A 22,852-nucleotide genomic window follows, 5' to 3' on the forward strand; every position below is an offset into this window, starting at 1 on the left:
GCTCTGAATCGCCCCGGGTTTCATAGACACCTCTTTGCCTTAAACTGAGGCCAATTAGGAGGTGCCATGAGCAACCCGCGTTACCCCGAAGAATTCAAAATCCAAGCGGTCAATCAAGTGACCGAAAAGAAGCTGCCTGTCGCTGAGGTAGCGGCACGTCTTGGTGTGTCGACACATAGCCTCTATGCCTGGATAAAGCGCTACAGAAAACCTCAAGAGGAGCGGCAGCAGGAGGATGATCAGCATGCTGAACTGCGACGCCTGCGAGCTGAACTCAAGCGCGTCACAGAAGAGCGAGACATATTAAAAAAGGCCGCCGCGTACTTTGCCAAGGAGTGCGGCTGAAGTACGCCTTTATCAAGCAGCGCGCGGGCGACTATACGATTCGACGGCTTTGCCTGACGCTGAAAGTCCATCCCAGTGGTTATTACGCCTGGTTGTCTGAGCCACAATCTGCGCGCACCAAAGACGACCAGCGACTGTTGGGTTTGATCAAGCATTCATGGCTGGAGAGCGGCGGCGTTTATGGCTATCGCAAAATCCATGACGATCTGCGCGAGGTCGGTGAAGATTGTGGTCGGCATCGTGTGGCGAGGCTGATGCGTCTTGAAGGTCTGCGCTCTCAGACAGGGTATCGACGCCGCCCTGGAAAGTACGGCGGTAAGCCAGCGGTCGCCTCACCCAATTTGCTGAAACGCCAGTTCGATGTCGTGGAACCCAACAAGGTTTGGGTCACCGACATCACCTACATTCGTACGTATGAAGGCTGGTTGTATTTGGCTGTGGTGCTGGATCTGTTTTCTCGTCAGGTCGTTGGCTGGTCAATGAAGTCGCAGATGACCAGTGATTTGGCCATTGATGCGTTATTGATGGCGGTTTGGAGGCGAAAGCCGAAGCAGGAGGTGATGGTTCACTCCGACCAAGGCAGCCAGTACAGCAGCTCCGATTGGCGCAGTTTTTTGAAGGCGAACAATTTGGTGGCCAGCATGAGTCGCCGAGGCAACTGTCATGACAACGCCGTAGCCGAGAGCTTTTTCCAGCTTCTAAAGCGGGAGCGAATCAAGCGGAAAATCTATACGACGCGGGAAGATGCTCGTAGTGATGTGTTTAAATTTCGAAATCGATTGCGATAGATCTGCGGAGCAAATGGAAAAGGCAGGCTAGAGGGGTTGAGTTCATCGGAAGGCTGTCCATTTAATTTTCAACACTGACAGATTGGTAGCTTGAAAGAACCTTTGGTAGAAGTTCCACCCAGACATATAATTTAACATAATATACATTACACGTAATGCCATATTGCCGAATTGACCCTGACACACAGATCTTGAAGCACGCAACCACCTCATCCAAGCGTCAGCTTTTCGATCAGCGTCCAATGCTCGGGAAATTGCTGACCGAGCTCTTGCCGGTCGCCCATTTCCATATCCGCGAAATCAAATCCTGGCGAAACCGCTTCACTGATCAAGCCGAATCCTGCAGCGCCTTGCATCACCTGCGAAGCTTTCCAGATTCCACCGGGCACGTGCAGCTGCAAGTATTGTCCGGCGAGAACGTCGTGACCCATCACGATGGTTTTCAACGTGCCGTCCGGAAAAATCAGCGTGTACTGAATCGGATCGCCCAGATGATAGTAATGAACGATGTCTGACTGGTTGAGATGGAAATGACCTATCGGAGAATCCTCGGTCAACAGATAAAAAATCGATGTCATGCAATGCCGTTGGCCACCCGCAGTTACAACCATGTTCTGGTCGTCCGATTGGTAGGTTCTGCGAAAGAATCCACCTTCGATATGGGGCTCAAGACCCAGGGTCTTGATCATTTCTCCAATTTGCAGGGTGCTTTGATTCATTTGCCGCGCGCCTCTCATTGGTGATTTTAGTGACACATTCGCAGCATTTATAAACATAACTCGACTAAATAGTGCTTTAGTCGAGTTGGCTTTTACTCTGGCTCGAAGCCGTACCAGAAAACCGCTCGACTTCCCCGCCCCTCAGTCTCAGCTAAGTTTCGCTGCGTATCGTCTCCCTTGCGCAAGTTCGGCGCTGCACAGGAGAGGCAACCCGCCCATGAAACCCCATACAGCCGGATGGCTCAACAAAGTACCCGAGGTGACGCTGTCATTCTGGGTGATCAAGATCCTGTCCACGACGGTGGGTGAAACCGGCGCGGACTTTCTCGCTGTCGATGCTGGCCTCGGCCTGGGCTGGACCAGCCTCGGCATGGCGACATTGCTGGCCATCGCCCTGTTCATACAGATGCGCAAAACCGCCTGTTCGCCCTGGATCTACTGGCTGACCGTGGTGCTGGTGAGTATCGTCGGAACGCAGCTTACCGACATCCTGACCGACGTTCTCGACGTCAGCCTGTACACCAGCACGGCGGTGTTTTCTGTCCTGCTGGCAGTCAATTTTCTGGTCTGGTACCGGGTGGAACACAACCTGTCGATCCGCGAGATCGTCACTCCTCGACGGGAATGGTTTTACTGGACGACCGTGCTCTGCACCTTTGCCCTCGGTACGGCGGCTGGTGACCTGGCCACCGAAGCACTGGGCCTGGGCTTCACCCTCGGCGCCGTGATTTTCGCCGCGCTGCTCGCTGCAACCCTGGTGGCCTGGCGCCTGGGCGCCAATGTGGTACTGGCCTTCTGGATCGCCTACATCCTGACCCGTCCGTTCGGTGCTTCTCTTGGCGACTTGCTGACCCAATCCAAGACCTACGGTGGCCTCGGCATGGGCGCCACCTGGACCAGCGCGATCTTCCTGTGCGTCATCGTCCTGCTGGTGGCGGTCGCGCAGATCAGCGTCGGCAACCGCAAACCCGTCACTCAGTAACGCTTATTAGTCCATCAAGGAATCGTCATGCGCCCTTTTCAACACATCATTCGCCACGTCGCCATTGTCTCGTCGATTTTTCTGCTTGGCATCGCCACCGGCTGCTCGAAGCCCGCCGACAAGCCCACTGCGGGCGCCCAATCCGGTGCGATGAGTGCACAAACCCAATCCGGTTCAAAACTGGGTGACCTGTCCGAGTTTCGCAACATCGCCGCCGACGTTGCCACGATCGTTGATAAAAACGACCTGCCGGGCGCGAAAGCCCGCATCAAGGACCTCGAGAGCGCCTGGGACTCGGCCGAAGCCGGGATCAAGCCTCGTGCCGCCAGCGACTGGCATGTCGTGGACAAGGCCATTGACCGCGCGCTCGACGCCTTGCGCGCCGGCAGCCCGCAACAGAGCGACTGCAAGGCCCGCATGGACGAGCTGATGAAGGCCTTCGATTCGATGAAAAGCGCGTAATAACCGAGCGGACAAACGCCGGTACAGGTGCTTCAATACAGGCGCGACGGTCATCACCGCCGCGCCTTTTTTCGGAGCGGGACATGCGCATATTGCTGGTCGAAGATGACCCGATGATCGGGGACGCCATCCAGGGCGCACTGAGTGATGCGAGCTACGCGACCGATTGGGTGAAAAACGGCCTTACCGCACTCTCGGCGCTGGAGACCCAGCCCTACGACCTGGTGCTGCTGGACCTCGGGTTGCCCGGCAAGGACGGGCTCGATGTCCTCGACAGCATTCGCGCCCGCAACAACCCGGTGCCTCTGCTGATTATCACTGCACGGGACAGCCTCGACGATCGCCTGCGCGGCCTCGACGGTGGCGCCGACGACTACCTGCTCAAGCCCTTCGACTTGGCCGAGTTGCTGGCCCGCATGCGCGCCGTGCTGCGCCGTAACGGCGGGAGCGCCCAGTCATTGCTGGACAACGGCGTGGTGGCGCTGGACCTGGTGTCGAAACAGGCGAGCACTGCCGAAAACCCCGACGTGCAACTGTCCAGCCGCGAGTTCGCCCTGTTACAGGCCCTGTTGATCCGCCCGGGCGCGATCCTCTCGCGCAGCGAACTCGAAGACCGCCTCTACGGCTGGGGCAACGAAGTGGAAAGCAACGCCGTGGAGTTTCTGATTCATTCGCTGCGGCGCAAGCTGGGCAACCAGGTCATCAAGAACGTCAGGGGTATGGGATGGATGGTTTCAAAAAGCGCTTGATCGACTCGGTGCAGGTACGGCTGTCGGTCGCGCTGTCGCTGGCCATCCTGATCGTGGCGGTGCTGGCCGGGGTGTTTGCATTCGTCTCGGCCCTCGACGAAGCCCATGAAATGCAGGATGAAACCTTGCGTCACGTGGCCGTGCTGTTCGATCGGCAGCAGATGACCCTGCACTACCTCGCTGCCGAAAAAATCGCCGGCGACGACGAAGAATCCAGGGTCATCGTGCAATACCTGGCCGACAGCAGCAAAGCCGCCGGCCACACTGACGACAGCGTCATACCGCTGCCCTTCCCTACGACGCTGGCCGATGGTCTGTCGACCTTGAATATCGTCGGCGAAGACTTTCGTATTCTGGTCAGGACCACCGCCCGGGGCGAGCGCATCGTCGTCGCCCAGGAAGCCGATGTCCGCGACAAAGAGGCACGCGAGAGCGCCTGGCGCAGCCTGCTGCCGTTTCTCATTCTGTTTCCGGTGCTGTTGCTGGTGGTGAGCGATCTGGTGCACAAGCTTTTTCGCCCCATTGCCACCCTCTCCGATGACATAGACCGACGCGACAAACACCCCCTGCACCCTATCGACGAGAACCATCTGCCAAGCGAGATCCGCCCTTTCGTCGTGGCCATCAATCGCCTGCTGGCACGGGTTGCACAGTCCATGGAAACCCAGCGCCGCTTCATCGCCGACGCCGCCCACGAACTGCGCTCGCCCATGACAGCCCTGTCCCTGCAAGCCGAGCGACTGAAAGCCACACCCATGCCGACGCAAGCCGTCGAGCGCCTGCTGCCGCTGTCTCGCGGCATAGAGCGCAGCAGAAAGCTGATCGATCAATTGCTGGCCCTGGCCGCCGCACAATCGAACGCCGAGCGGCCGCAGACCAGGGTGTCGGTGCATGAGGTCTATCGACGGGTGCTGGAGGACCTGTTACCACTGGCGGAACGCAAGAACATCGACATCGGTGTTGATAGTAGCGAAGACGTGCAGGTCGTCATCAACGAAATGGACCTGCTGATCCTGGTCAAGAACCTGGCAGACAACGCAATCCGCTACACCCCTTGCAGCGGACGCGTCGACCTGTCGGTGGAGCTCGCACAGGAAACCGTGATCCTTCAGGTCAAGGATTCCGGCCCTGGCATCACCGCCGATGAGCAACTGCGCGTGTTCGACCCCTTCTATCGCAGTGTGGGCACCGAAGAGGCAGGCTCCGGGCTGGGCTTGTCCATCGTCAGGGCCATCGCCGAGCGCACCGACGCTCGCGTGCGCCTGAGTTTCTCGGACGAGACGAACAAGCGCGGGTTATGTGTCTCGATCGAGTTGAAAGGAGACTCAGGCTAAATGTCTATGTATTACAGTGTGTCAGTGCGACTTCTCGATACACTGACTTTCATCCGGGCCTGCGATTCGACACAGGCCGGATACATTGCCGCGTTTCAATGCAAGCCAGGTTTGAAGGGGCTCGGACCGGACCCCTGACCCATGGCTGGTAATGGAGACATCCCATGAAGATGGCACTGCGCAACAGCAACCCCCGCAACACTCGCCGCCACCTGGTCGGCCCTTCGATCCTCGCGCTTACGCTGTTCGGCGTGCTCGGCGCGGCCCACGCGCAAACGGCCGCCACCACGCAGCCAGCGGCGACCCCTGCCGCTACCACGCAGGCGGCGCCCCTGCCCTTCGGCCCGCTCAAGCATGTCAACGCCGGACTGCTGAACGTGGCGTACGCCGAAACCGGCCCGGCCAACGGGCCGGTGGTGATCCTGCTGCACGGCTGGCCGTACGACATTCACAGCTATGACGAGGTCGCACCGTTGTTGGCCGCCAAGGGCTATCGGGTGCTGATGCCCTATGCACGCGGCTATGGCGATACGCGTTTCCTGTCCGTAGAAACCGAGCGCAACGGCCAGCCGGCTGCGCTGGCCAGTGATGTCATCGACTTCATGGATGCCCTGAAGATCAAACAAGCAGTGCTCGGTGGCTATGACTGGGGTGCGCGTTCGGCCGATATTGTCTCGGCGCTGTGGCCGGAGCGGGTCAAGGCACTGGTCTCGGTCAGCGGTTATCTGATCGGCAACCAGGCAGCCGGCAAGAACCCGCTGCCACCCAAGGCGGAATTGCAGTGGTGGTATCAGTTCTACTTCGCCACTGACCGCGGACGCGCCGGTTACGAGAGAAATACCCACGACTTCGCCAAGCTGATCTGGCAACTGGCTTCGCCGAAATGGGCGTTCGATGACGCCACCTTCGACCGCAGCGCCAGGGCACTGGACAACCCGGACCATGTCGACATCACCGTGTTCAACTACCGCTGGCGCCTGGGCCTGGTCCAGGGCGAAAGCCGATACGAAGCGCTGGAGCAGAAACTGGCCACGGCGCCGTCCATCAGCGTGCCGACCATTACCCTGGAAGGCGATGCCAACGGCGCGCCCCACCCTGCCCCCGAGGATTACGCCAAGCGTTTCACCGGCAAGTACCAATTCCGGCTGATCAGCGGCGGCATCGGCCACAACCTGCCGCAGGAAGATCCGCAGGCGTTCGCCAAGGCGGTGATCGATGCGGATCATCTTTGAGGGCCGATCCGGCATTCGCCTGCTGTTGCCGAATAACCACCTTCGTGGGCACGGTCCCTTGTAGGAGCCAGCTTGCTGGCGATGGTCGTAAACGATAACGCGTGTGAACTGGATAAACGCGGTGCACTTGAGTCCATCGCCGGCAAGCCGGTTCCTACAGGGTATGCACCTGATCAGTCATCCAGCGTTCAATGCCCCTTTCAGCCTTGTTCGGGTAGGTCCAGCCCAGCGCCACAATAAAAGAAGGTTCTCTTGATACTGTAAACCGGACATCGGCTCCCCCCGGCATCCGCTTCCGAAGCAAACCTCAGGTCGACGACTGACAGGCGCCCTTTTCCGGTACCAGACGAATATCGACACGACGATTGGCTTCCCGCCCCGCCTCGGTGTCATTGCTGGCTATCGGTTGACTGGCGGCCGCCCCCCGAACGGCAAAGCAACTGGCCGGGATGTCACCCATGCGTTGCATCCAGTCGTGCACGCTGGCGGCGCGGGCCTGGGACAGTCTGATGTTCTCTTCAGGATTGCCCGTGGCATCACTGTGCCCGGTGATGACAATCAACAGGTCTGGCTGAGCCTTGATGTCGACCAAGGCATTGATCAGTACCTTGGTCGAGCCGGGCTTGAGCGTGGCACTGCCTGCCTCGAACAGTGACAGACTGCGCAGATGCACGGGTTCGCCGATGTCCTGCTTGTGCTGGAAAAAGGCCAGATGGCGGGGCCCGCCCTCAGTAACCGAAATTGTCACCCAGCCCTGCCACCACAATCCACAAACCAGAATCAAGGTGGTGGCCACAGCAGACACCCACAGACGGATACGCCGCGTTTTTTTTCGCTGTTTTGAACCCGATAAATCGGGCAGCGGTGGGCTGGGAATGATTATCACCGGCATGAGATATTCCGGCACGTACTCCCTGATCGAAGGCAGCCCCGGTGCGTTCGACAAGCGCCTTGCCTGCGTCCGCTGCAGGAAATTGCCGACTTGTTGAGCCAATGCCAGCAGCGTTTGCGGAGCAATCAGCCCCCTGCATTCCAGGCGCGCGTTCAATCGCTCAAGCTCGGTGCCCAACTGGACAAGCGTCGGCAAGTGCCGCGAACTGATGGCCACACCCCGCAGCAAAGCCTGCAGTTGACCGAATAGCCAGGCCAGAATGTCCAGGCGCGCAGACTCCAGAGGTGGCCACACACCCGCCCAATCGCCGAGCAATGTCTCGATCAGTGACACCCCTTGCACCATGCCATCCAGGCCATAGCGTTGACCGTTTGCCAACGCGAAAGCCGCAGCGCTTTGCAGATCCGCGCCATTTTTCTGGAACAACGCCAGGCACAACTGCTCTATCCGGCCCCAATCCAAGTCCGGACACGCCGGATGGCTCAGATGGGCCAGTTCATCGCGAAGTGCGACAAACTCGTCAAAGTCCCGTGGATCACCACCTGCCCGCACATGAATCGCAAACAACCCGGTCATTTCCTTTCCTTCCTTTTGCCTGTCCGATGTCACGGCGTCGACAGGTAGCTCTGCCGTTTGAGGTGACGCATGAGTACCTTGCCTTCAGGCGCCAGAGTGGTGCCGAAGGTCACCCGTTTGCCGCCTTTGAGTTGCATGTCGAGGGCATACTCCAGATGGCCCGGCAGCACCTGTGCCAACAAATCGATGCTGACTGCGGCCAAACGCGGTTCGTACTTGAGCAGGGTCTTGCTCATCGTCTTCATCAGGTCATGGGCCGTGGCGGGCAATCCCTGCAGGATCACGCCCATGTCCGGCAAGCCGTAGTCCGGCAGGTGGCTGAGCGTGCCGGCGCGGCTATTGAGGATGCGTTGCAGATTGTCCAGCACCGACAGGATTTGCTGGTCTTCTTCGCCGACTCGATACAGTTCCAGTTCGCCATCGAAGTTCTGCAGGAGCATTTCATACAGCGAAGGGTTGAGATCGGTCATTGCCTACTCCTTCGCCAATGGCCGCAATGTCAATCGGTTGTCTCCCAGCTCGATCACCCGAGGCTGGTCCGGTTCAAGGTCATTGCGGGCCAGGGTCAGGCGCCAGGTGTTCATTCGGGTGTCCGGTTGACGGAACAGACCGACCACCGTGACGAATTTTGCGTCCCTGTTCATGGGCACGCTCAGTAACGCACCCTCGCCGGGTTTGATCACCACGGCATGCGCGTCCAGCAGATCGGCACTGAGTTTGCTGTCGCCATGGCTGAGCAGGCTGTCATAGCTGGCCTGCTCCACGGCTTTGCGGTCACGCAATTGGTACACCCGCACCAGGGTCGGAACTGACAATGCACTCATGTCCGTTTCATCGGTGTTGTTCGCCGCTCGACCGGAAAAGTCCAGGTGCAGCGTCGTGACCTGCTTGTAGAACACGGCCCGTGCCGCCGAGGCGGTGCTGTCCGAGACGGTCTGGGTCAACCCGCAACCGCCGAGCAAGGTGCCCAGCGTCACCCATGCCAATGAATTACCCAGCGTACGCAACATGCTGTACCTCCCTGTTCCGTGGATTCTGCGAAAGGCCCTGGTAGCGACCAAGGTTGATGGTGATGGTGTCGTGCTGCGCGGTTTGACAGGCGTCACTGCCCTGCGCCAATACGCCGGTCATGCCAAGCAATACCTGCGCATGGCCCAATACCGGCGCTGGCAGGCTGCGCATCGGTAGCTGCAACTGCAGTTGCGCAGTGCAGCGCCAGCCCAGGTACACGCGCAGCAACACCAGCAGGTCACTGTGCAACTGTCCCCCCGGCAACCAGCCGTTGGCCTCGCGGGTGTCCTCGGTGAAAAGTCCAAGGAGCAACTGGCTGTTGGCGTCGTGTCCGGTATGGCCCAGTGGCATGCCTTGGGACAGGCTGACGGGGTGGCTTGCGGACAGACCGGCCGGTTGCAGCAAAGGGACTTTGCGAGGCCAGTGTGGAGTCACCCGCGCTTGAGTGTTCGGTGCCAGCAGCCTGACCAATGCGCTGATGCCTTCGGCGTTTCGGGTTGGCAGACGCATGACACTGAGCAACGCGAGAAAACGCGAAATCGGCGTGGCGATCCGCCCGGCGGTGCCGGGTATGCCGAGGCCGATCAGGCCGAGCAAACACTGCGAGGTCTTGTCGGTCGCGCCGGATTCGAATGTGGCCGGGTACGAGTACTTGCGCCAGATCCGGTAGAACTGGGTGAAGATCCGGTGGTTGAAAATGTCGAGGAACGCTTCCAGTGCCTCGTGCCCTTCCCGGCGTTGGGCAATGTCGTCGACGAACGCCGTGGGCATCGGTGAATCGACACCGTACAAACCCAGCAAGCGGGTACGCACCGTGGCCGGGCGTTGCGGATGTTCCTCATCGACCTCGATGGACTTCAATTCGCCGGCCGGAAACCCCATGCCGGGATCCGGTCGAAACCGCACCGGATCATCCGCCACACGCGCGGTACTCCCCAAAGGCGGATGCCCGGGCAATGACTGTTCCAGCAACTGACAGAAACGATACAGACTGGCCTCGGCCACCCGCCCCTGCAGCGTTTGCAGCAAACCGCCGGCTTTCAACCGGGAATACGCTGACTGTGGTTCTCGTTCCATCGCAAGCACTTCCCGGTCGGTTGAAGGATCAGCGTGAGCTGGTTGAACAGGTGAATGTCGGCATACAGGCCGAAGAAGCGATTGAGCATTTCGCCGAACAGGCTGATATCGCCTTCGCCACAGAAGCCGTTGGCGTCGAGGGTCACTTCGATATCCACCCCACGCAGCAGAAAACCCTTCTCGAAACGCTGGATCAGGTGATGCCTGACCTCGACGATCGCTTCCAGGCGCCGCCGGTTCAGTTCACTGCCCGTCCAGTCATACAGCGCCAGAGTGCCTCGCAACACCTCGGCACTGTCGAGCATCGGCAGGAAGTTCGAACCCAGGTGACTGAGCACCCGCCAATGGAAACGGTCACGGTTCGGCGGATAGCACGGCAAGGTGGGTGCACACAGGTTGCGTACCCGCAAGCGGGACTGAGCGGACTGCGCGACGGTATCGAGCAGCGTGCTTTGCAGGGCCTTGCGCGGCAGTTGCCCGTTGGTACCCGTCAGTCGCAACGACAGGCCTTCACGCTGAAACAGCCGGTCCTGATCGAAGCCTTCGCCGCCCAGAATCAGCCAGGTGTCATGCAAACCATTGGCGCCCTGGCGCAAACGCGTATGGAAATAACGCTCTGGCGCCTCGTCACGCAGCATGCCGCCCTTGTGGCGAAAACTGCTGAATGGCACATAGTCATGCCGCTCGGCGTTCTTCGAAGACGTGACCTGATCCACCGAATAGATCTCGGTGTGACCGTCCTGCAGACGCATGGGGCGCAGCAGGTAGTCCGTTTGCAAGGGGGCGAGTTCCAGTGGATCGGCTTCCAGCGCAAACAGATTGATCACCGGTACGGCATGCAGGCGAATGTGCTCGACACTCAGATCGAAGCCATGCGGCCATGCCTCGCCGAGGACCACGTCCAACTCGAACCAGGGTGTACCTGGCTTGAGGTTCAGGTGCTGCAGTCCGCAAAGGGTCACGAACATGAATTTTTCGCGGAACGTGAAGTACTCCAGCAACAACTGATAGCCGCTGAACGCGCTGTCGCCCTTGGGCCACAGTCGATCTTCGTCGGCAAATCCCTTGGGCGCAAAATGGCCCTCCAGCGCCTGGCGATCCGAATCACCCGCGCATCGCACGTACAGCGCCTGAGCCTTGAGGGTCAGCGCTTGATGCAACGCGCTGGCCAACGCCGCATCGGCATTGAGATACAGCGGCAGGCAGCTCAGGTCGACCTGGCTCCAGTCGGTCATTGTTCCGCAGGCAAAGCGCAGGCGCAGCACCGAGCGCCCGTCCGGCTCCTGGGCATGTCGTACAGACGCCATGGCCAGCGGGTGCAATGTCAGGTCCTGGGTGGTGGTGTAACTGCATCGGGTGCGTTGCGGTCCGATGGGCTGCGACAGCACTTCAAAGCCCTTGCCGATTCGTTCGCTGAGCTTCATCTGTGCGAACTCCGGCGCCAGTTCGACGATCGACAACGAAGCGATGGTGCGCAGGTAATGGGGCCACAGCAGGCTGACCAGCCCTTCGGTCAACTCCGGCAAGTCATCGTCGAGTTTTTCACGCAGCCGTCCCATGAGGAAGGCAAAGCCTTCGAACAGACGCTCCACATAAGGGTCTTGCGCCCCTGGTTTATCCAGGTTCAGTTGCGCGGCCCGGTCGGGGAACGCCTCTGCGAACTCCTTGCCGGCCTCGCGCAGGTAACGCATCTCCGCGTCGAAATAACGCAGCGTCAGATTTTCCGTGTTCACAAATAAATCCTGATAAATGAGGTTCAGCCGCAGAGCACTGCGGCGCGTACCGGATCGATGGCTACCAGCGCCGCCAGCAACGCGTCCATGCGCCGGGCCAGCGCGGGTTTATCCGCGTCATTGCGTTGCGCTTTGAGGCGCAGCAATTTGAGCAGACGGGCCTTGACCTCAAAGTTCAGGTCCGGCTCCCACTCCGCCAGAGCCTGGCGCTGGGCGATGGCATCCAGTTCACCCAGCAGGTGAATGGCCAGGTCGCTCTTGCCGTACTGCTCGGCCACCCGCGCCATCAACAGGCGCAGCAGCCAGCGCTGACGGCCTGTGTGCACGTCGGGCCGTGCGGCCAGCCAGGCCAGCGCCGCCTCCACCCCATCGCTGTCGGCGTGCGCCAGAGCCTGGGCTTCCAGGGACAGGATCCCGGTATCTGCCTCGATGGCTGTCGTCGCCGGAGCAGGCAACCACTGTTGGGTCTGATTACCGCTGACATGCTGAGCGATCCACTCGCGAGTGGTCTCGTCGGCGAACGGTGTGCCGTCGCTCCAGCACAGGGCTTCCAGGCCCGGGAGCCGCTCAAGGAACATCCCCAGGTCGCGCTTGGCCACATCGGCCCAGCTGTCCAGCGGCGCGGATTGCTTTCTCAACGCCTGGTACACATACCACTGCAGATCCAGCCAGAAATGATTCACGCCCTCGGCGAACATCCCTTCGACCTGATCCAGCAGTTCCTGCCAGTTCTGCTGCAGGTGCAGTCGCTTGAGCTGTGCCTTGTAGTCACCACGTGGGGGGGCCAGACGGGTATTGCCGTTGATGTCCTGAGGCGGCGGCTGATGCAGCGTGTCCCAGCGCAGGCTTTTCATCAGCCGATGGGCCGCCAGCCAGCCCTGGGGTTGTTCACGCAGATAGCCCGCCAGGGCCCGGCCACTGTCCAACAGATCGCGCCCGGACTTGATGGACGTGACACCCGGCACATCCGATGGGGTGTTTGCTTCATGACTGGCACTGTTCTGCGGCACCAGAGCATCCACCCCGCCGGACTGCGCCAACCGTGCAGACAACGCGGCATACAGCGCGCCCAAGGCCGGGCGCTGATCCTGCGGCCAAGCGTCAAGCCCCTGCTCCAGCCAGGCCAGCGCCGCGACCGTGCGCTCAGCTTCACTGCGCACAACCTCCGGATACAGCGACAGGCTGTCCAGCACCTTGCTGCCGGCCAGCCACTCCAGGGCCATCTTGCGGCTGTTGGCCCGCACAGGCAGCACCTGCTGCGGGTAATGCCCGACCAGCGCGGCCAGCAGGCCAAGGCCATCGGCGAGTCCGGCCTCGCCGTCTTTGTGCAAGCGGGCCCACAGGTAGTAAGTGGCGACGCGCAGGTCCTTGCAGCTTTGCCGCAGAAGTTTTTCAGCCAGTTGCGCCACCCGCTCGGCGTCCGCGCCGGACAACTTGTTGACCTCTTCGCGCATGCGCTGGAAATCATCGTCGTAACCGGGATCTTCACCCACAGGGGCATCTGCGCTGATGGGTTGCAACCAGGCTTGCCAGCGCCCTGAAGTTTCCCGGGCCAGTGCCAGGGCATCGCGCTCGCCCAGGCAACTGCTGATCAATCCTTGCAAACTCATGGCACCTCCCCGTTCTGTGCATAAGGCTCGGCGTTGTTGCCCTCGCCGAGAAAAATCTGCGTCGGCAGCTTGAAGCCACGCAACTTGAGCAGCGCCAGCGGTCCCGCGCCCAGTTCGGTGCGCAGGTGCCAGGTCAGGCCCAGGCCGTCCGGGGCCTTGAGCACCATGCGGTAGTGGCTGTCGCCGTCGTCCAGCGTGGTAACCCGAGCCTGTTCCAGCAGGCGGATCAAGCCCCAGGTGCCCTGATAGTCACCGAACAGACGCTCGCCGGCCTGCACGCTGGTCCAGGTCAGGCTCACCCCCGGACGGTCGCTGTAGCCTGGCCAGCTGAAGCGCTGCCAGCTTTCCTTCTGGTTGAAGTAGTGGTGTTTTTCGCCGTTGAGGATGAAGGTGGTCTGCACCACGTCGCGCACCGGCTTGGCCCGCAGTTCGAACCCCAGGCCGAGGCCGCCGTCGGTGAACAGCACATCGGCCAGGTGGCTGAGTTGGTTGAGCGCCGCGAGAAACTGCGGGTTGATGCGCAGGCCCTGGCTGTGCCGCGAATCGGCCACCCAGCGCTGGCCTTCCTTGCGCAACACACCGCCCAGTTGCTGTTGCAGGAACTGCTCGATGCGTCCGGAGTCGGCACGGATCATTTGCCCCAGCATCGGCAATGACGCATCGCTGGTGGTCGCCACGAACGGATAACGCCCGGCAAACGCGCCGTGCCAGTCGCTGACGATCGCCCGTTGCCACTGGCGGTTGAGGCTCGCCGCCGACGGTTGCAACACCCGTTGCCAGGCCTGTTCCAACGGCTGCACGAACAGGGTCTGGCCGACCCCGCCCCACTCCGCCCCCAGGCTGGCGGCGATCAGGCTGCCGTAGGCGCGGGTGTCGGTGAGGTCGACGCTTTTGCCCTGGAACACGGTTTGTGCCAGGGCCTGGGTCATTTCCTGCGGGTCGGCGGCGTTGCTCACCTGCTGCAGTTTCAGGCGTACCCGGGTGACGCGGGTGAGGAAGGCCTGCAGGCTCAGCCGGTCGTTGTCGTTCTTGCCTTCGGCCTCCTTGCCCAACAGGGCCAGCAGCGGACCGAAGGTGGCGTCCAGCGGGCCGCTCGCACCGGGGGCCTGTTGGTCGATCAGCGGCACCTTGTCCTGGGCTATCAGTTTCTGCGCGGAGTGGATCAACGACGCGCCCAGGGCCGGGCCGCGAGTGCCGGCCTGGCCCTGGTACGCCAAGGTGTTCATCAGCGCGATCAGCGGCGACTGGCGCACGTCGCTCATCAGGGTCAACTGGTCGATCACCTGATCCAGGCTGCCTGTCGGTTGCCAGTTCAGGCGATTGAGCAAGTCCAGCCAGGCGCTGGCGTAGTCCTGAAAGTAGCGCTCGGTCAGGCGTTCCTTGAGTTGCTCCGGGCTCAAGTCGGCGGCGAGGCTGGCGGGATTGTCGCTGAGCACCCAGTCAATCTCCTCGCGGCGAGCCTCAGCGACCTCGTCGATGGCTTGGCGGACCTGGCCCTCCCAGGCTTGGCGGGTGAACACCCCGGGCACGCTGGCCGTGGTGGCGAACAGAGCGCGGGCGTCGGAGTCGCCGACCATCTGCTGCAAGCCCAGGGCCGGGTAGTGATTGGCCGCCGCATCGAGCACCCGGCGGTACAGGCTGGCTTCGCCATTGCGCTGGCCCAACTGGCCGAGCAGTACCTGGCGGGCCTGGGCCACCAGTGTCGGGTCGGCCTCGATGCGCCAGGCCGGATGGGCCGCCAGGTGCTCGGCATAAAACTGCCAGAGGCCGGGTGACAGGCCCTGCCAGAGCCCCGGCGTCATGTCGGCGCGCTGCGCCTGAGTCTCGACCAGCACCTTGGCGAGGAAAGCCGCGTCGGCTTTCTCCGGGCGCGCCAGCATCAAGTAGGCCTTGAGCTGCGCGTAGGCGGCCGGGGCACGCTTGGCGCGTTCGGGGCTGGCGGGTGGCAGCTGGATCAGAGCCTTGAGTTGCTGCTGCAGCTTGGTCACGGCCGGGTCGCGCAGCAGCCGCTGGTTGGCCTCGACGTAGCGCGGCCACAGCACGGCCAGCAGCACATCGTTTTGATTCAAGCCAAAGCGCTGATACCAGGGCGCGCCGTGCGCGGCGCGGTAGTCCAGGCGCCCCAGTTCACGGGTTAACTCGTTGAACGCCAGCAGTTGTTCGTCGGGGCTCTGCGACTGTTCGAGAGAGACCAACGCGGTCTGCACCTGGGCAATGTGCAGGCGGTTGCCGATGAACGACAACAACAGGCCGGCACCCCAGACCAGGGCCACGGCCAGTGCCAATCCATAAGCCACGCGCGGCGTGCTCCAGCCCAGACGACGGCTCGGCAGTTTTTGCTCGCCGAGCACGCCGTGCCAGGCCGGGTCCATGGGCCAGAAGTGCTCTTCCGTGCCCTGGGTTTTACCGGGCAACGGCAGACTGAACCACAGCCCACGCAACGCCACATCCTGCCGGAAGCTGCCGAACCATGGCGCCAGTGCCTGGCGCCAACGGGCCACGCCTTCGACCTGCAGGTCTCGCGCCAAGCGCAGCAGGAAATCATGATCGGGTCGCGTGTTCATCTGCGCCCAGCCTTCGCTGCGCAGCGGCGCAAGCAGACTGTGCAGCGACGTTTCCAGGGCCTGCGCGCTCAGGCGTGACGGCAGCGCGCAGCCGACCGCCTGGCTCGGGCGCTGGTCCTGCTTCCACCCACTGGCGCAGACCTGCCACAGGTGCAGCGGCAACGACCAGCCCAGGGTGCGCGCCAGGCCCTGCAGGTGATTCACGCCGCGACGCATCGACCCGTCGTCGGCGCTCTGCGCGGTGTTGAGCGCCCAGATCACGCCGTCGAGAGCACGCCAGCGGGTCAAGACGCGACAGCGCTCAAGCACCGCATCGTCCAGTTTATTTTGCACACTCCCGCCCCAGAGCAGCACGGTGTTCTGGTCAACCAGCCAATGGTCGCGGGTCAAGCCGGGGGCGATGGCGTCGATCTGCTCGGGTTCGCCGACGATCAGCAGGAGGCGGATTTTTTGGCGCCAGAAGCGGCCGTGGCGCGCCCGCAGCGAGGCTCTAATCCTGGCAGACCATTGTTTGTCCTGAGCGCCAGTCGAATTTGCAGAAGGCATTTGCCCAGGCTGGGGCACATCATCCGACTCAAACGGTTGATAAGAAGCACTCCCTATCCACTGGCCAAACAAATGATACCCACCCTGGAACACCATCACGACAAGGGTGGTCGCCGAGCTTACCGAAAGCCAAAGTGTTTGCCGGGTACTACCCGATGCCATGCCCAACGACTCGGGGTGACGCCAGAGCAGCACACTCAAGACCACTCCAGCGAGCAACAACACACTCACCAGCACACCCAACCCTACAGAGCGTCGAAACTGCATTCGATATTCCTATTTCAAAAGGGGTGACACGGGCATCAACACCGTGCTCCAAAGGCCATCGGCGGCAGCACCGCCACTGAAAATGAACTGCGGTCCGGCGCCGCGCTCAATGGTCTGCGCCGCGGCGGCAACAGCCAGCCAAGGTGATGCTTTCCCCGCTTGTCCAAGCAACGTGTCGAGGTTGCAAAAATTCTGCGGCGGCTTGACCGGCATGGGGACGTCAAGCATCACGCTCTCGACATGGCGTGGCGCGCCTACCCCAGCCCGCCAGGCCTGTTCGATCGAGTGTGCTTGCAGCGGCACCCAGTCGAGGGCCTGACGCGCGGAACCAAGCAAACCGGCATCGGTGGGCTCGCGCTGCTGTTCAGGGCGGTGGAGATAGGCAACAGGCGGTAAGACCGACTGCGTAAGCCGGTTGCCGAACAACAGCCCAACGGCCACTTCTGCCGTGCCTTCGGGCTGGTCCGGTGCGAGCTGCACTGCCAACACCATCAGCAACGCCTGATCGTCAATGCGCTGATCCAGCCAGCGATCCACCGCGGCCAATCCACTGCCCTCGACGGGGACCGTCGATTGACGGATGCCGGACTCTCGCCATGCCTTTTGCCATGCTGGACGCCATTGGTCCTCGGGCAATCTGCAGTCGACCTCCAATAACAGGGCCAGAGGCTTATCGTCAGGCGCTTGTGAAAGGATTTGTGCCAAGTCAGCGAGCGCCTGGGTCAATACACTCAAGAACACCGCTTCGAGGTCTTCATCCGGGTCTTCAAGCAAACGGCTGTGCCTCAACGGTGCACCGCCCATCCTGAACGGTTGCGCTTTCAGCGCCTCTGTCCCGCTCCGCAATGCGTCGAGTTGCGACGCGGGCTCGGCCGCTGGATCCCGCAGTGCGGTGTAATAGCTCACCCCTAAAACCTGCTGCGAGCGTCGACCTTTACGAAGCCTGCGGCTCAGGTCTTTTTCGCGGGCGTCATCCCAACCATCGGCAGCAGCCTGTTCGCCGATATGTAATAGCACTCGCCCGAAGCCCAGTACACTCCAGCCCAGGAACGACAGGCCTAAGGCCTGGCTCCAGAAATCATAAGGCCGCTGACGCCATGGTTCGTCGCCGAACAACAAGCTCCCTCCCACTCCGAGCAAAAGACACAGTAAAAGCAAACCGAGCCAAAGCCAGAGGCGAGGTCGTGCAGGGCGTAGCGCGGGAGGCGGTAGATTATCCAGTCTGACGGACATGATTAACTTACCCCTGCGTCAGGTAGCAAGGACATTAATGCAGAGCAACTGGAGCAAGAATGACCATCACACATAGTCGAAGAGTTGTCTTTAGACACGGCGTGACCCTTGGTGATGATTGTCACCAATGCAGATTTTCCTTTCATACATTACTCCTTTCAAAAAAACTCAACACTGTGCTTAACCACACAACCACACACTTAAAATCCAAACACTTAGCGAACCCCCTATCAGCGACCCACTCACACCGACCTCAAAACAAACAACACCCCTCACAACACCCCGCCCACTTAATCAACCAACTTTATTTTTTACATTGCTTGAAACTTCATACGAGCCAAGCAGCTCCTTTTTTCTTCCGCATAAACAACCTCCGTCAATTCACAGTTCTTTTCATAATATCCGACCTCTTCAGGAGAACAATCATAAGCTTCAATATATGACAAAACCTCCTCCCTCGTCCTTGAGGAAATCCCGCCAATTATAGAGAGCGAACTATAGAAACCATCACCTACCGTACCTATCTCCAAGTAAATCAGCTCCACCAACCTTGATGACGTCAAGGAAACAAGACACCCTACTTTCTCAATTTCAGACTCTTCACCCAGAGAGAAAGAGCCATAAGCGCTACTGCAATTGAAGTCTCTATATTTAATCCACGCTCGCTCCCCTTCCAAAAGCAATTTTTTATTTACAAACTGAGGACTCGACACCAAAATCCTGTATTGCTCATTAAGCTTCTCATCAATTCGCTTATATGAGGCAGTTGCGCACTTCAAAATCTCTCTGGTTAGTGAACTATTTGGATTGCAGTCGCTATCAGCATTAGCCAGCGAAGCCCAATACATAGCAGCACAACACACCATCAATCCCAGCAGTCGCATTTCAAGCCCCTCTCAAAAAGTTTAGCTTCTTCTTCTCTACGAACTATCAAACCTCTCAGCCCCACCTTTCCTTCCCATAGTCTTTTCATGGAACGAATCCTAAATGGAATTTTCTCTGGAACAAGGCCCAATAAGTCATCACTTATCTGTTTCATCTCCAAACGGGAATCGGCATTTGGCTGAGTGAAAGAATTCCCCCTATTAACCACAATAGATAGAAGTACGCCTTGACAATGCGGATGCAAGGCCAATACGCCGGGGTAAACACTTATCACCAACTGCGCATAACGCCTTTTCATTCTTACTGCAAGAACAAGGGCATTTTCTTTACTTATTGATATATGACCAACAAAGCCCAACGCGCTCCTAGCTTGCTCACCTTGCTTTCCGACAACAGCTATCAAAGCCTCAATATCCAACTGACTATAGACGTCAGCAAGATCATGACGAACTTGCGCTATCGTTTGCTGCCCCAAGTCATATCCATAGCCAACAGTAACTCCACTTGCACCTGCTGGCACATAGGGATATTCACTATATCCCTCCTGTTCCAAAATCAACTCAAATGACTCTTTAGAGACTACAAGTAAACCATCCGCGCTCTCCAGCTTGTAGGTTTCAACAGTACATTCTTTAGGACATTCACCTTTAAACCTAACTGCCAACCCAACCGGATGAAAGTGATACGGCCTCCCCCACGCCGGCAACCCCACGGTCTGCGCCACCTCACCCCACCAACTGATCTGCTCGATCCGCTGCTTCTCCGCCTCCCAGTTCCAGTGCGGCGTCGAGCCGCTGTGGCCGAGCAGTTCATCCAGTGCGTCCCATTTCGGCGTCTGGTGAAACCACTCGCTTTCCTTGCGCAGGATCATCTGCGAGATGGCTTGGGCCAGCGCCGGGAGGCGCAGGGCTGCCTGCAGTTCTTCGGCGGTGATCTTGCCGTCGCGGTTGCGGTCGATGATGGCGTACAGACGGCTTTTCATCGGCCCTTGGTTGTTTTTCTCGGCCAGGGGCCGAAAGCGCTCGCGTTGTGCGTCGTTGAAGCGGCCGACGGCACTGAAAAACGAGGCCATTTCGTGGCGCGGCGTGCTGTAGTCGAAAATCACGCCATAACCTTCCCACGACCACGGGCTGAGCCACGGGGTGACGCCAACTTCTTCGCACACCCAGCCGTCGAGCAGGTTATGGTCCGCATCGTGCAGCAGCCGGTTCAGGCGATACCAGTTGCGGGCCTTACGGTACCCGGTCGCCGGCACGTGGATTTTGCCCTCGGACGGCAGGCTGTCGAGCACGCTCTTGGGGACTAGCAGGTCGGCGGCGCTGCGTGGGCTGGCGTCACTCGATGCCTGCAGGCGGGCGGCCGTGGCCGGCTCTTCATGCGGCACCACCGGCGTGCCCTCGACCAGCTTCAGCCAGGTGCGCTCTTTCGCCGGCAGGCGCTCGGCCCAGGCCCGACTGGCGTCGAGGAACAGATCGACGTCATCGCCGGTGAACACTTCCAGGTGCAGTTTTTCCTCGGGTCGCTCCGCGCGCATGTCCTGATACTCGCCGAGGTGCCCGATCAAGGCGCCGGCCTGGATCGGCACCGGCTGGTCGAGCACCACGATGCGGTCCGTGGCCTGCGGAGCGAGCTCGCTTTCCAGGGAGGCGAAATGCACGTATTGGTTGACGCGCTCCAGCTTGCGGAAATCCCCTTCGCCGCTGACCGTGACGACCGAGCCGGTCGGCAGCTGTAAAAGGACCTCACTGGTTAGGCTTGGCTGCGCGCGAACATTCACCGACGGTTGCGACGAGGTGACGCGGTACTCGCTGCCGCCGACGGGTTGCAGCAGGCTGGCGGCGAGGTAACCCGCCAGTGAGCCCTCGGCAGTGATCAACTTGGCGGGACCCTGGCGGTTTTCCAGGCGGCGGTAAGCCCCCGTGCCGCTGACGGACACTTCTGCACCGCGCGGCAGGAAGTCAATGACCTTGCCTTGTGAAGGTTGGTGACGCACGTTCAAGCCGTATTCCAGCGTGCCGGGGCGAATGTCTTTGGCGGTCTGCGGGACCCGCAGGATCGGACTCGCGGGCCAGTACGCCGGGCGCTCGAGGGCGTCATCTTTCTCGTATTTCGCCCAATCCTGCAGGTGCATGTACAGGCTGTAGAAAGTCAGGCTGGGCGGTATGTCCGCGCTGCCTTCAATCCTGGGTGGCTGCAGGCGATGGCGCACCAGGACGAAATTGCGCGAGAAGGGTTTGTCGACGGTCATTTGACCAACGTAATAACGCGTAGTCGGCGCGTGCGTGTCGATGCGGTACGCCACCACTTCACCGTCGGCCAGGCACCGCACGCTGGACTGATCCAGGGTGCCGGCGGTGCCCCCGTCGAAATGGATGCCGCCGTGGAACAGGCCGCTGCGGCCGACCGGGTAGTAACCGCCGGCGGCCTTGGCCAGGTGAGTCAGCTGCTCCAGTGGGTTACGGGTGTCCTTGGACCGCTGCTTGTCCTTGAACGGATGGCACCAGTTTTTCAGCGGCACCGGGCTCGCGGGCGTTGCAACGAACCGGGTATCGGGCGTCGGCAGAATGGGTGCGCGGGGTACCGCAGGCAGCGTAGGCTGCGAATACCTGTGCAGGCCGAACAGTCGGGCAAGCAAGCTGGCCATGTTGTATGTCGCTCCTTGTTATGCAAAAGGGATCAGGCAGAAAAATCCGAAAGGTCCGAGGACGTGGTTGGGTGCTCGGTCAATCGAGATTGCACCGGCATTTCCAGTGTTTGACTGGCCGCTCCGCTGTACTCGAAGTGCGCCGCCTTGACCTTGTGATCGCCGGCGGTCCCCGACTCGATGCCACACGTCTCCAGGCGCAGGTAGCTGCCGCCGCCGTTGAGGACGATTTTCTTTTTCGCGGTGATGTGGATTTCATCTTCGGTGCTGGTGATGTCCAGCCCATGCCGGGCGATCAGTTCCAGGCGGTCGTTTTGCGCCTGCACGCTGACCGGGCCCTGGTTGGCGATCAGCTTGAAGCCGAGCTTGCGCACGAACAGGCTCAGGCCCTGGCCCACGCCGATGAACAGGCGCTTGACCACACTGAGGTCGGCTTGGCCGCCGGCGTTGAGCATCAGGTTGTCGTGTGCGGCCAGTTGCAGGTGCTGGCCGCTGGTCAGGGCGATGCCCTGGGGCGCGCTGAGCAGCAGCACTGCGGCTTTCAGTTCGTCGAGTTGTTGGCGCATCAGCGCCAGTTGCGCGGGCACATCCGCGGGGTCGGCGTGGGCGGTTTGGGCGTCCGTGGACAGCTGTTGCAGTTGTTCGCCGGCCTGTTGCAGGCGGCCGACGGCGGCGGCCATGTCCAGCACCTGGCCCTGGGCTTTGCTCTGTTCATCGGCACTGATCAACAGCCCCTTGCCCCCGCGAATCGCGCCCCAGGCATCGGTGCGCAACTCAAAGCCTTCCCCACGATTGGCCTTCTTCGCATCCACCACATGCCCGAGGTTGAGCTGGCTCTTGCCGCCGTACTCGGTGCTGAGCTTGATGTGCTCCTGCCCACGGGTATCGTCCAGCCGCAGCTTGTTATTGGCCGGGGTGCGCAGCACGTTGCGCTTTTCGTTGTACATCGTGACGGGGTCGGGGTGCTGGCTGTCGTGCAGGGCGTGGGCGATGTAGGGCCGGTCGGGGTCGCCCTGTTCGAAGGCCACCGCCACTTCGGTGCCGGCGATCAGCGGCAGGTGCAGGCCGTGGGTGTCGCCGGCGTACACCCGGGCCAGGCGCAGCCAGGTGCTTTCGCGACCGGCGTCCCAGGTGTCGCGGTCGAACAGGAACTGCACTCGGTAGCGGCCCTCGGCGTCGGTATCGGCGTAGGGGTTGTGGGCC

General features: G+C 60.7%; 18 protein-coding genes. 6 read left to right on the plus strand and 12 right to left on the minus strand.

The annotated features are described in order from the left end of the window. The first annotated feature begins 66 nt into the window (after positions 1–66). Positions 67–1,133 (plus strand): IS3 family transposase gene (locus tag AC1DWG_RS18890; protein WP_477788187.1). Its coding sequence is split into 2 segments (ribosomal slippage): positions 67–304 and positions 304–1,133, totalling 1,068 coding nucleotides; the frame shifts between segments, so codons are not numbered across the junction. A 209-nt stretch (positions 1,134–1,342) separates the two neighbouring features. Here the strand turns inward: AC1DWG_RS18890 and AC1DWG_RS18895 are convergent. Beyond that, the gene (locus tag AC1DWG_RS18895; RefSeq protein WP_477788188.1) at positions 1,343–1,852 is read right to left on the minus strand and encodes a cupin domain-containing protein; all 510 of its coding nucleotides are present in this window, start codon (positions 1,850–1,852) and stop codon (positions 1,343–1,345) included. Positions 1,853–2,069: 217 nt separating this feature from the next. On the opposite strand from AC1DWG_RS18895, the gene AC1DWG_RS18900 reads away from it, so the two are divergent. The 5 genes from AC1DWG_RS18900 (at position 2,070) to AC1DWG_RS18920 (ending at position 6,611) form a co-directional block, all read left to right on the plus strand. After that, positions 2,070–2,834 carry a COG4705 family protein gene (locus AC1DWG_RS18900; protein WP_477765017.1) on the plus strand — a complete coding sequence of 255 codons (765 nt, stop codon included), beginning with the start codon at positions 2,070–2,072 and terminating at the stop codon, positions 2,832–2,834. Positions 2,835–2,861: 27 nt separating this feature from the next. Next, positions 2,862–3,296, plus strand: a complete 435-nt coding sequence (locus AC1DWG_RS18905) for a hypothetical protein (protein ID WP_477765016.1) — start codon at positions 2,862–2,864, stop codon at positions 3,294–3,296. Between the two features lie 83 nt (positions 3,297–3,379). Next, positions 3,380–4,045, plus strand: coding sequence for a response regulator (locus AC1DWG_RS18910; RefSeq protein WP_477754943.1), 666 nt, complete (start codon positions 3,380–3,382; stop codon positions 4,043–4,045). Then, entirely contained in the window at positions 4,021–5,379 is a 1,359-nt protein-coding gene (locus AC1DWG_RS18915; protein WP_477788189.1) for an ATP-binding protein, read from the plus strand. The genes AC1DWG_RS18910 and AC1DWG_RS18915 overlap by 25 nt, the downstream gene beginning before the upstream one ends. Positions 5,380–5,543: 164 nt before the next feature. Then, positions 5,544–6,611, plus strand: coding sequence for an alpha/beta fold hydrolase (locus AC1DWG_RS18920; protein WP_477765014.1), 1,068 nt, complete (start codon positions 5,544–5,546; stop codon positions 6,609–6,611). Positions 6,612–6,918: 307 nt separating this feature from the next. Here the strand turns inward: AC1DWG_RS18920 and AC1DWG_RS18925 are convergent, their stop codons facing one another. The 11 genes from AC1DWG_RS18925 to AC1DWG_RS18975 all read right to left on the minus strand — a co-directional run. Next, positions 6,919–8,079, minus strand: coding sequence for an OmpA family protein (locus tag AC1DWG_RS18925; RefSeq protein ID WP_477788190.1), 1,161 nt, complete (start codon positions 8,077–8,079; stop codon positions 6,919–6,921). 29 nt (positions 8,080–8,108) lie between these two features. Continuing rightward, positions 8,109–8,549 (minus strand): type VI secretion system baseplate subunit TssE, encoded by a 441-nt coding sequence (gene tssE, locus AC1DWG_RS18930; protein WP_477754939.1) that lies wholly within the window; start codon positions 8,547–8,549, stop codon positions 8,109–8,111. 3 nt (positions 8,550–8,552) lie between these two features. Continuing rightward, positions 8,553–9,089: a type VI secretion system lipoprotein TssJ gene (gene tssJ, locus AC1DWG_RS18935; RefSeq protein ID WP_477765012.1), complete on the minus strand. Its 537-nt coding sequence runs from the start codon at positions 9,087–9,089 to the stop codon at positions 8,553–8,555. Continuing rightward, positions 9,070–10,167 carry a type VI secretion system baseplate subunit TssG gene (gene tssG / locus AC1DWG_RS18940; protein WP_477788191.1) on the minus strand — a complete coding sequence of 366 codons (1,098 nt, stop codon included), beginning with the start codon at positions 10,165–10,167 and terminating at the stop codon, positions 9,070–9,072. Before tssG ends, tssJ begins: the two co-directional genes overlap by 20 nt. Then, positions 10,131–11,900 (minus strand): type VI secretion system baseplate subunit TssF, encoded by a 1,770-nt coding sequence (tssF, locus tag AC1DWG_RS18945; protein WP_477788192.1) that lies wholly within the window; start codon positions 11,898–11,900, stop codon positions 10,131–10,133. Before tssF ends, tssG begins: the two co-directional genes overlap by 37 nt. Before the next feature lie 23 nt (positions 11,901–11,923). Continuing rightward, positions 11,924–13,510, minus strand: a complete 1,587-nt coding sequence (tssA, locus tag AC1DWG_RS18950) for a type VI secretion system protein TssA (protein ID WP_477765009.1) — start codon at positions 13,508–13,510, stop codon at positions 11,924–11,926. Beyond that, the gene (locus AC1DWG_RS18955; protein WP_477765008.1) at positions 13,507–16,887 is read right to left on the minus strand and encodes an ImcF-related family protein; all 3,381 of its coding nucleotides are present in this window, start codon (positions 16,885–16,887) and stop codon (positions 13,507–13,509) included. Before AC1DWG_RS18955 ends, tssA begins: the two co-directional genes overlap by 4 nt. A gap of 9 nt (positions 16,888–16,896) precedes the next feature. Beyond that, on the minus strand, positions 16,897–18,003 hold the full coding sequence (locus AC1DWG_RS18960; RefSeq protein ID WP_477765007.1) for a hypothetical protein: 1,107 nt from the start codon (positions 18,001–18,003) through the stop codon (positions 16,897–16,899). 428 nt (positions 18,004–18,431) lie between these two features. Beyond that, positions 18,432–19,004 (minus strand): lysozyme inhibitor LprI family protein, encoded by a 573-nt coding sequence (locus AC1DWG_RS18965; protein WP_477765006.1) that lies wholly within the window; start codon positions 19,002–19,004, stop codon positions 18,432–18,434. After that, complete coding sequence (locus AC1DWG_RS18970) at positions 18,986–21,649, minus strand: hypothetical protein (protein ID WP_477765005.1); 2,664 nt, start codon at positions 21,647–21,649, stop codon at positions 18,986–18,988. The genes AC1DWG_RS18965 and AC1DWG_RS18970 overlap by 19 nt, the downstream gene beginning before the upstream one ends. A 32-nt stretch (positions 21,650–21,681) precedes the next feature. Next, a partial coding sequence (locus AC1DWG_RS18975; RefSeq protein ID WP_477788193.1) for a DUF2345 domain-containing protein occupies positions 21,682–22,852 on the minus strand: 1,171 nt, incomplete at its 5' end.

It is taken from the genome of Pseudomonas sp. P4_B3, from assembly GCF_056402295.1.

Coding starts and splice junctions, on each gene's coding strand:
- AC1DWG_RS18895 (WP_477788188.1), bottom strand. CDS start 1,852: ATGAATCAAAGCACCCTGCAAATTGGAGAAATGATCAAGACCCTGGGT.
- AC1DWG_RS18900 (WP_477765017.1), top strand. CDS start 2,070: ATGAAACCCCATACAGCCGGATGGCTCAACAAAGTACCCGAGGTGACG.
- AC1DWG_RS18905 (WP_477765016.1), top strand. CDS start 2,862: ATGCGCCCTTTTCAACACATCATTCGCCACGTCGCCATTGTCTCGTCG.
- AC1DWG_RS18910 (WP_477754943.1), top strand. CDS start 3,380: ATGCGCATATTGCTGGTCGAAGATGACCCGATGATCGGGGACGCCATC.
- AC1DWG_RS18915 (WP_477788189.1), top strand. CDS start 4,021: ATGGATGGTTTCAAAAAGCGCTTGATCGACTCGGTGCAGGTACGGCTG.
- AC1DWG_RS18920 (WP_477765014.1), top strand. CDS start 5,544: ATGAAGATGGCACTGCGCAACAGCAACCCCCGCAACACTCGCCGCCAC.
- AC1DWG_RS18925 (WP_477788190.1), bottom strand. CDS start 8,079: ATGACCGGGTTGTTTGCGATTCATGTGCGGGCAGGTGGTGATCCACGG.
- tssE (WP_477754939.1), bottom strand. CDS start 8,549: ATGACCGATCTCAACCCTTCGCTGTATGAAATGCTCCTGCAGAACTTC.
- tssJ (WP_477765012.1), bottom strand. CDS start 9,089: ATGTTGCGTACGCTGGGTAATTCATTGGCATGGGTGACGCTGGGCACC.
- tssG (WP_477788191.1), bottom strand. CDS start 10,167: ATGGAACGAGAACCACAGTCAGCGTATTCCCGGTTGAAAGCCGGCGGT.
- tssA (WP_477765009.1), bottom strand. CDS start 13,510: ATGAGTTTGCAAGGATTGATCAGCAGTTGCCTGGGCGAGCGCGATGCC.
- AC1DWG_RS18955 (WP_477765008.1), bottom strand. CDS start 16,887: ATGCAGTTTCGACGCTCTGTAGGGTTGGGTGTGCTGGTGAGTGTGTTG.
- AC1DWG_RS18965 (WP_477765006.1), bottom strand. CDS start 19,004: ATGCGACTGCTGGGATTGATGGTGTGTTGTGCTGCTATGTATTGGGCT.
- AC1DWG_RS18970 (WP_477765005.1), bottom strand. CDS start 21,649: ATGGCCAGCTTGCTTGCCCGACTGTTCGGCCTGCACAGGTATTCGCAG.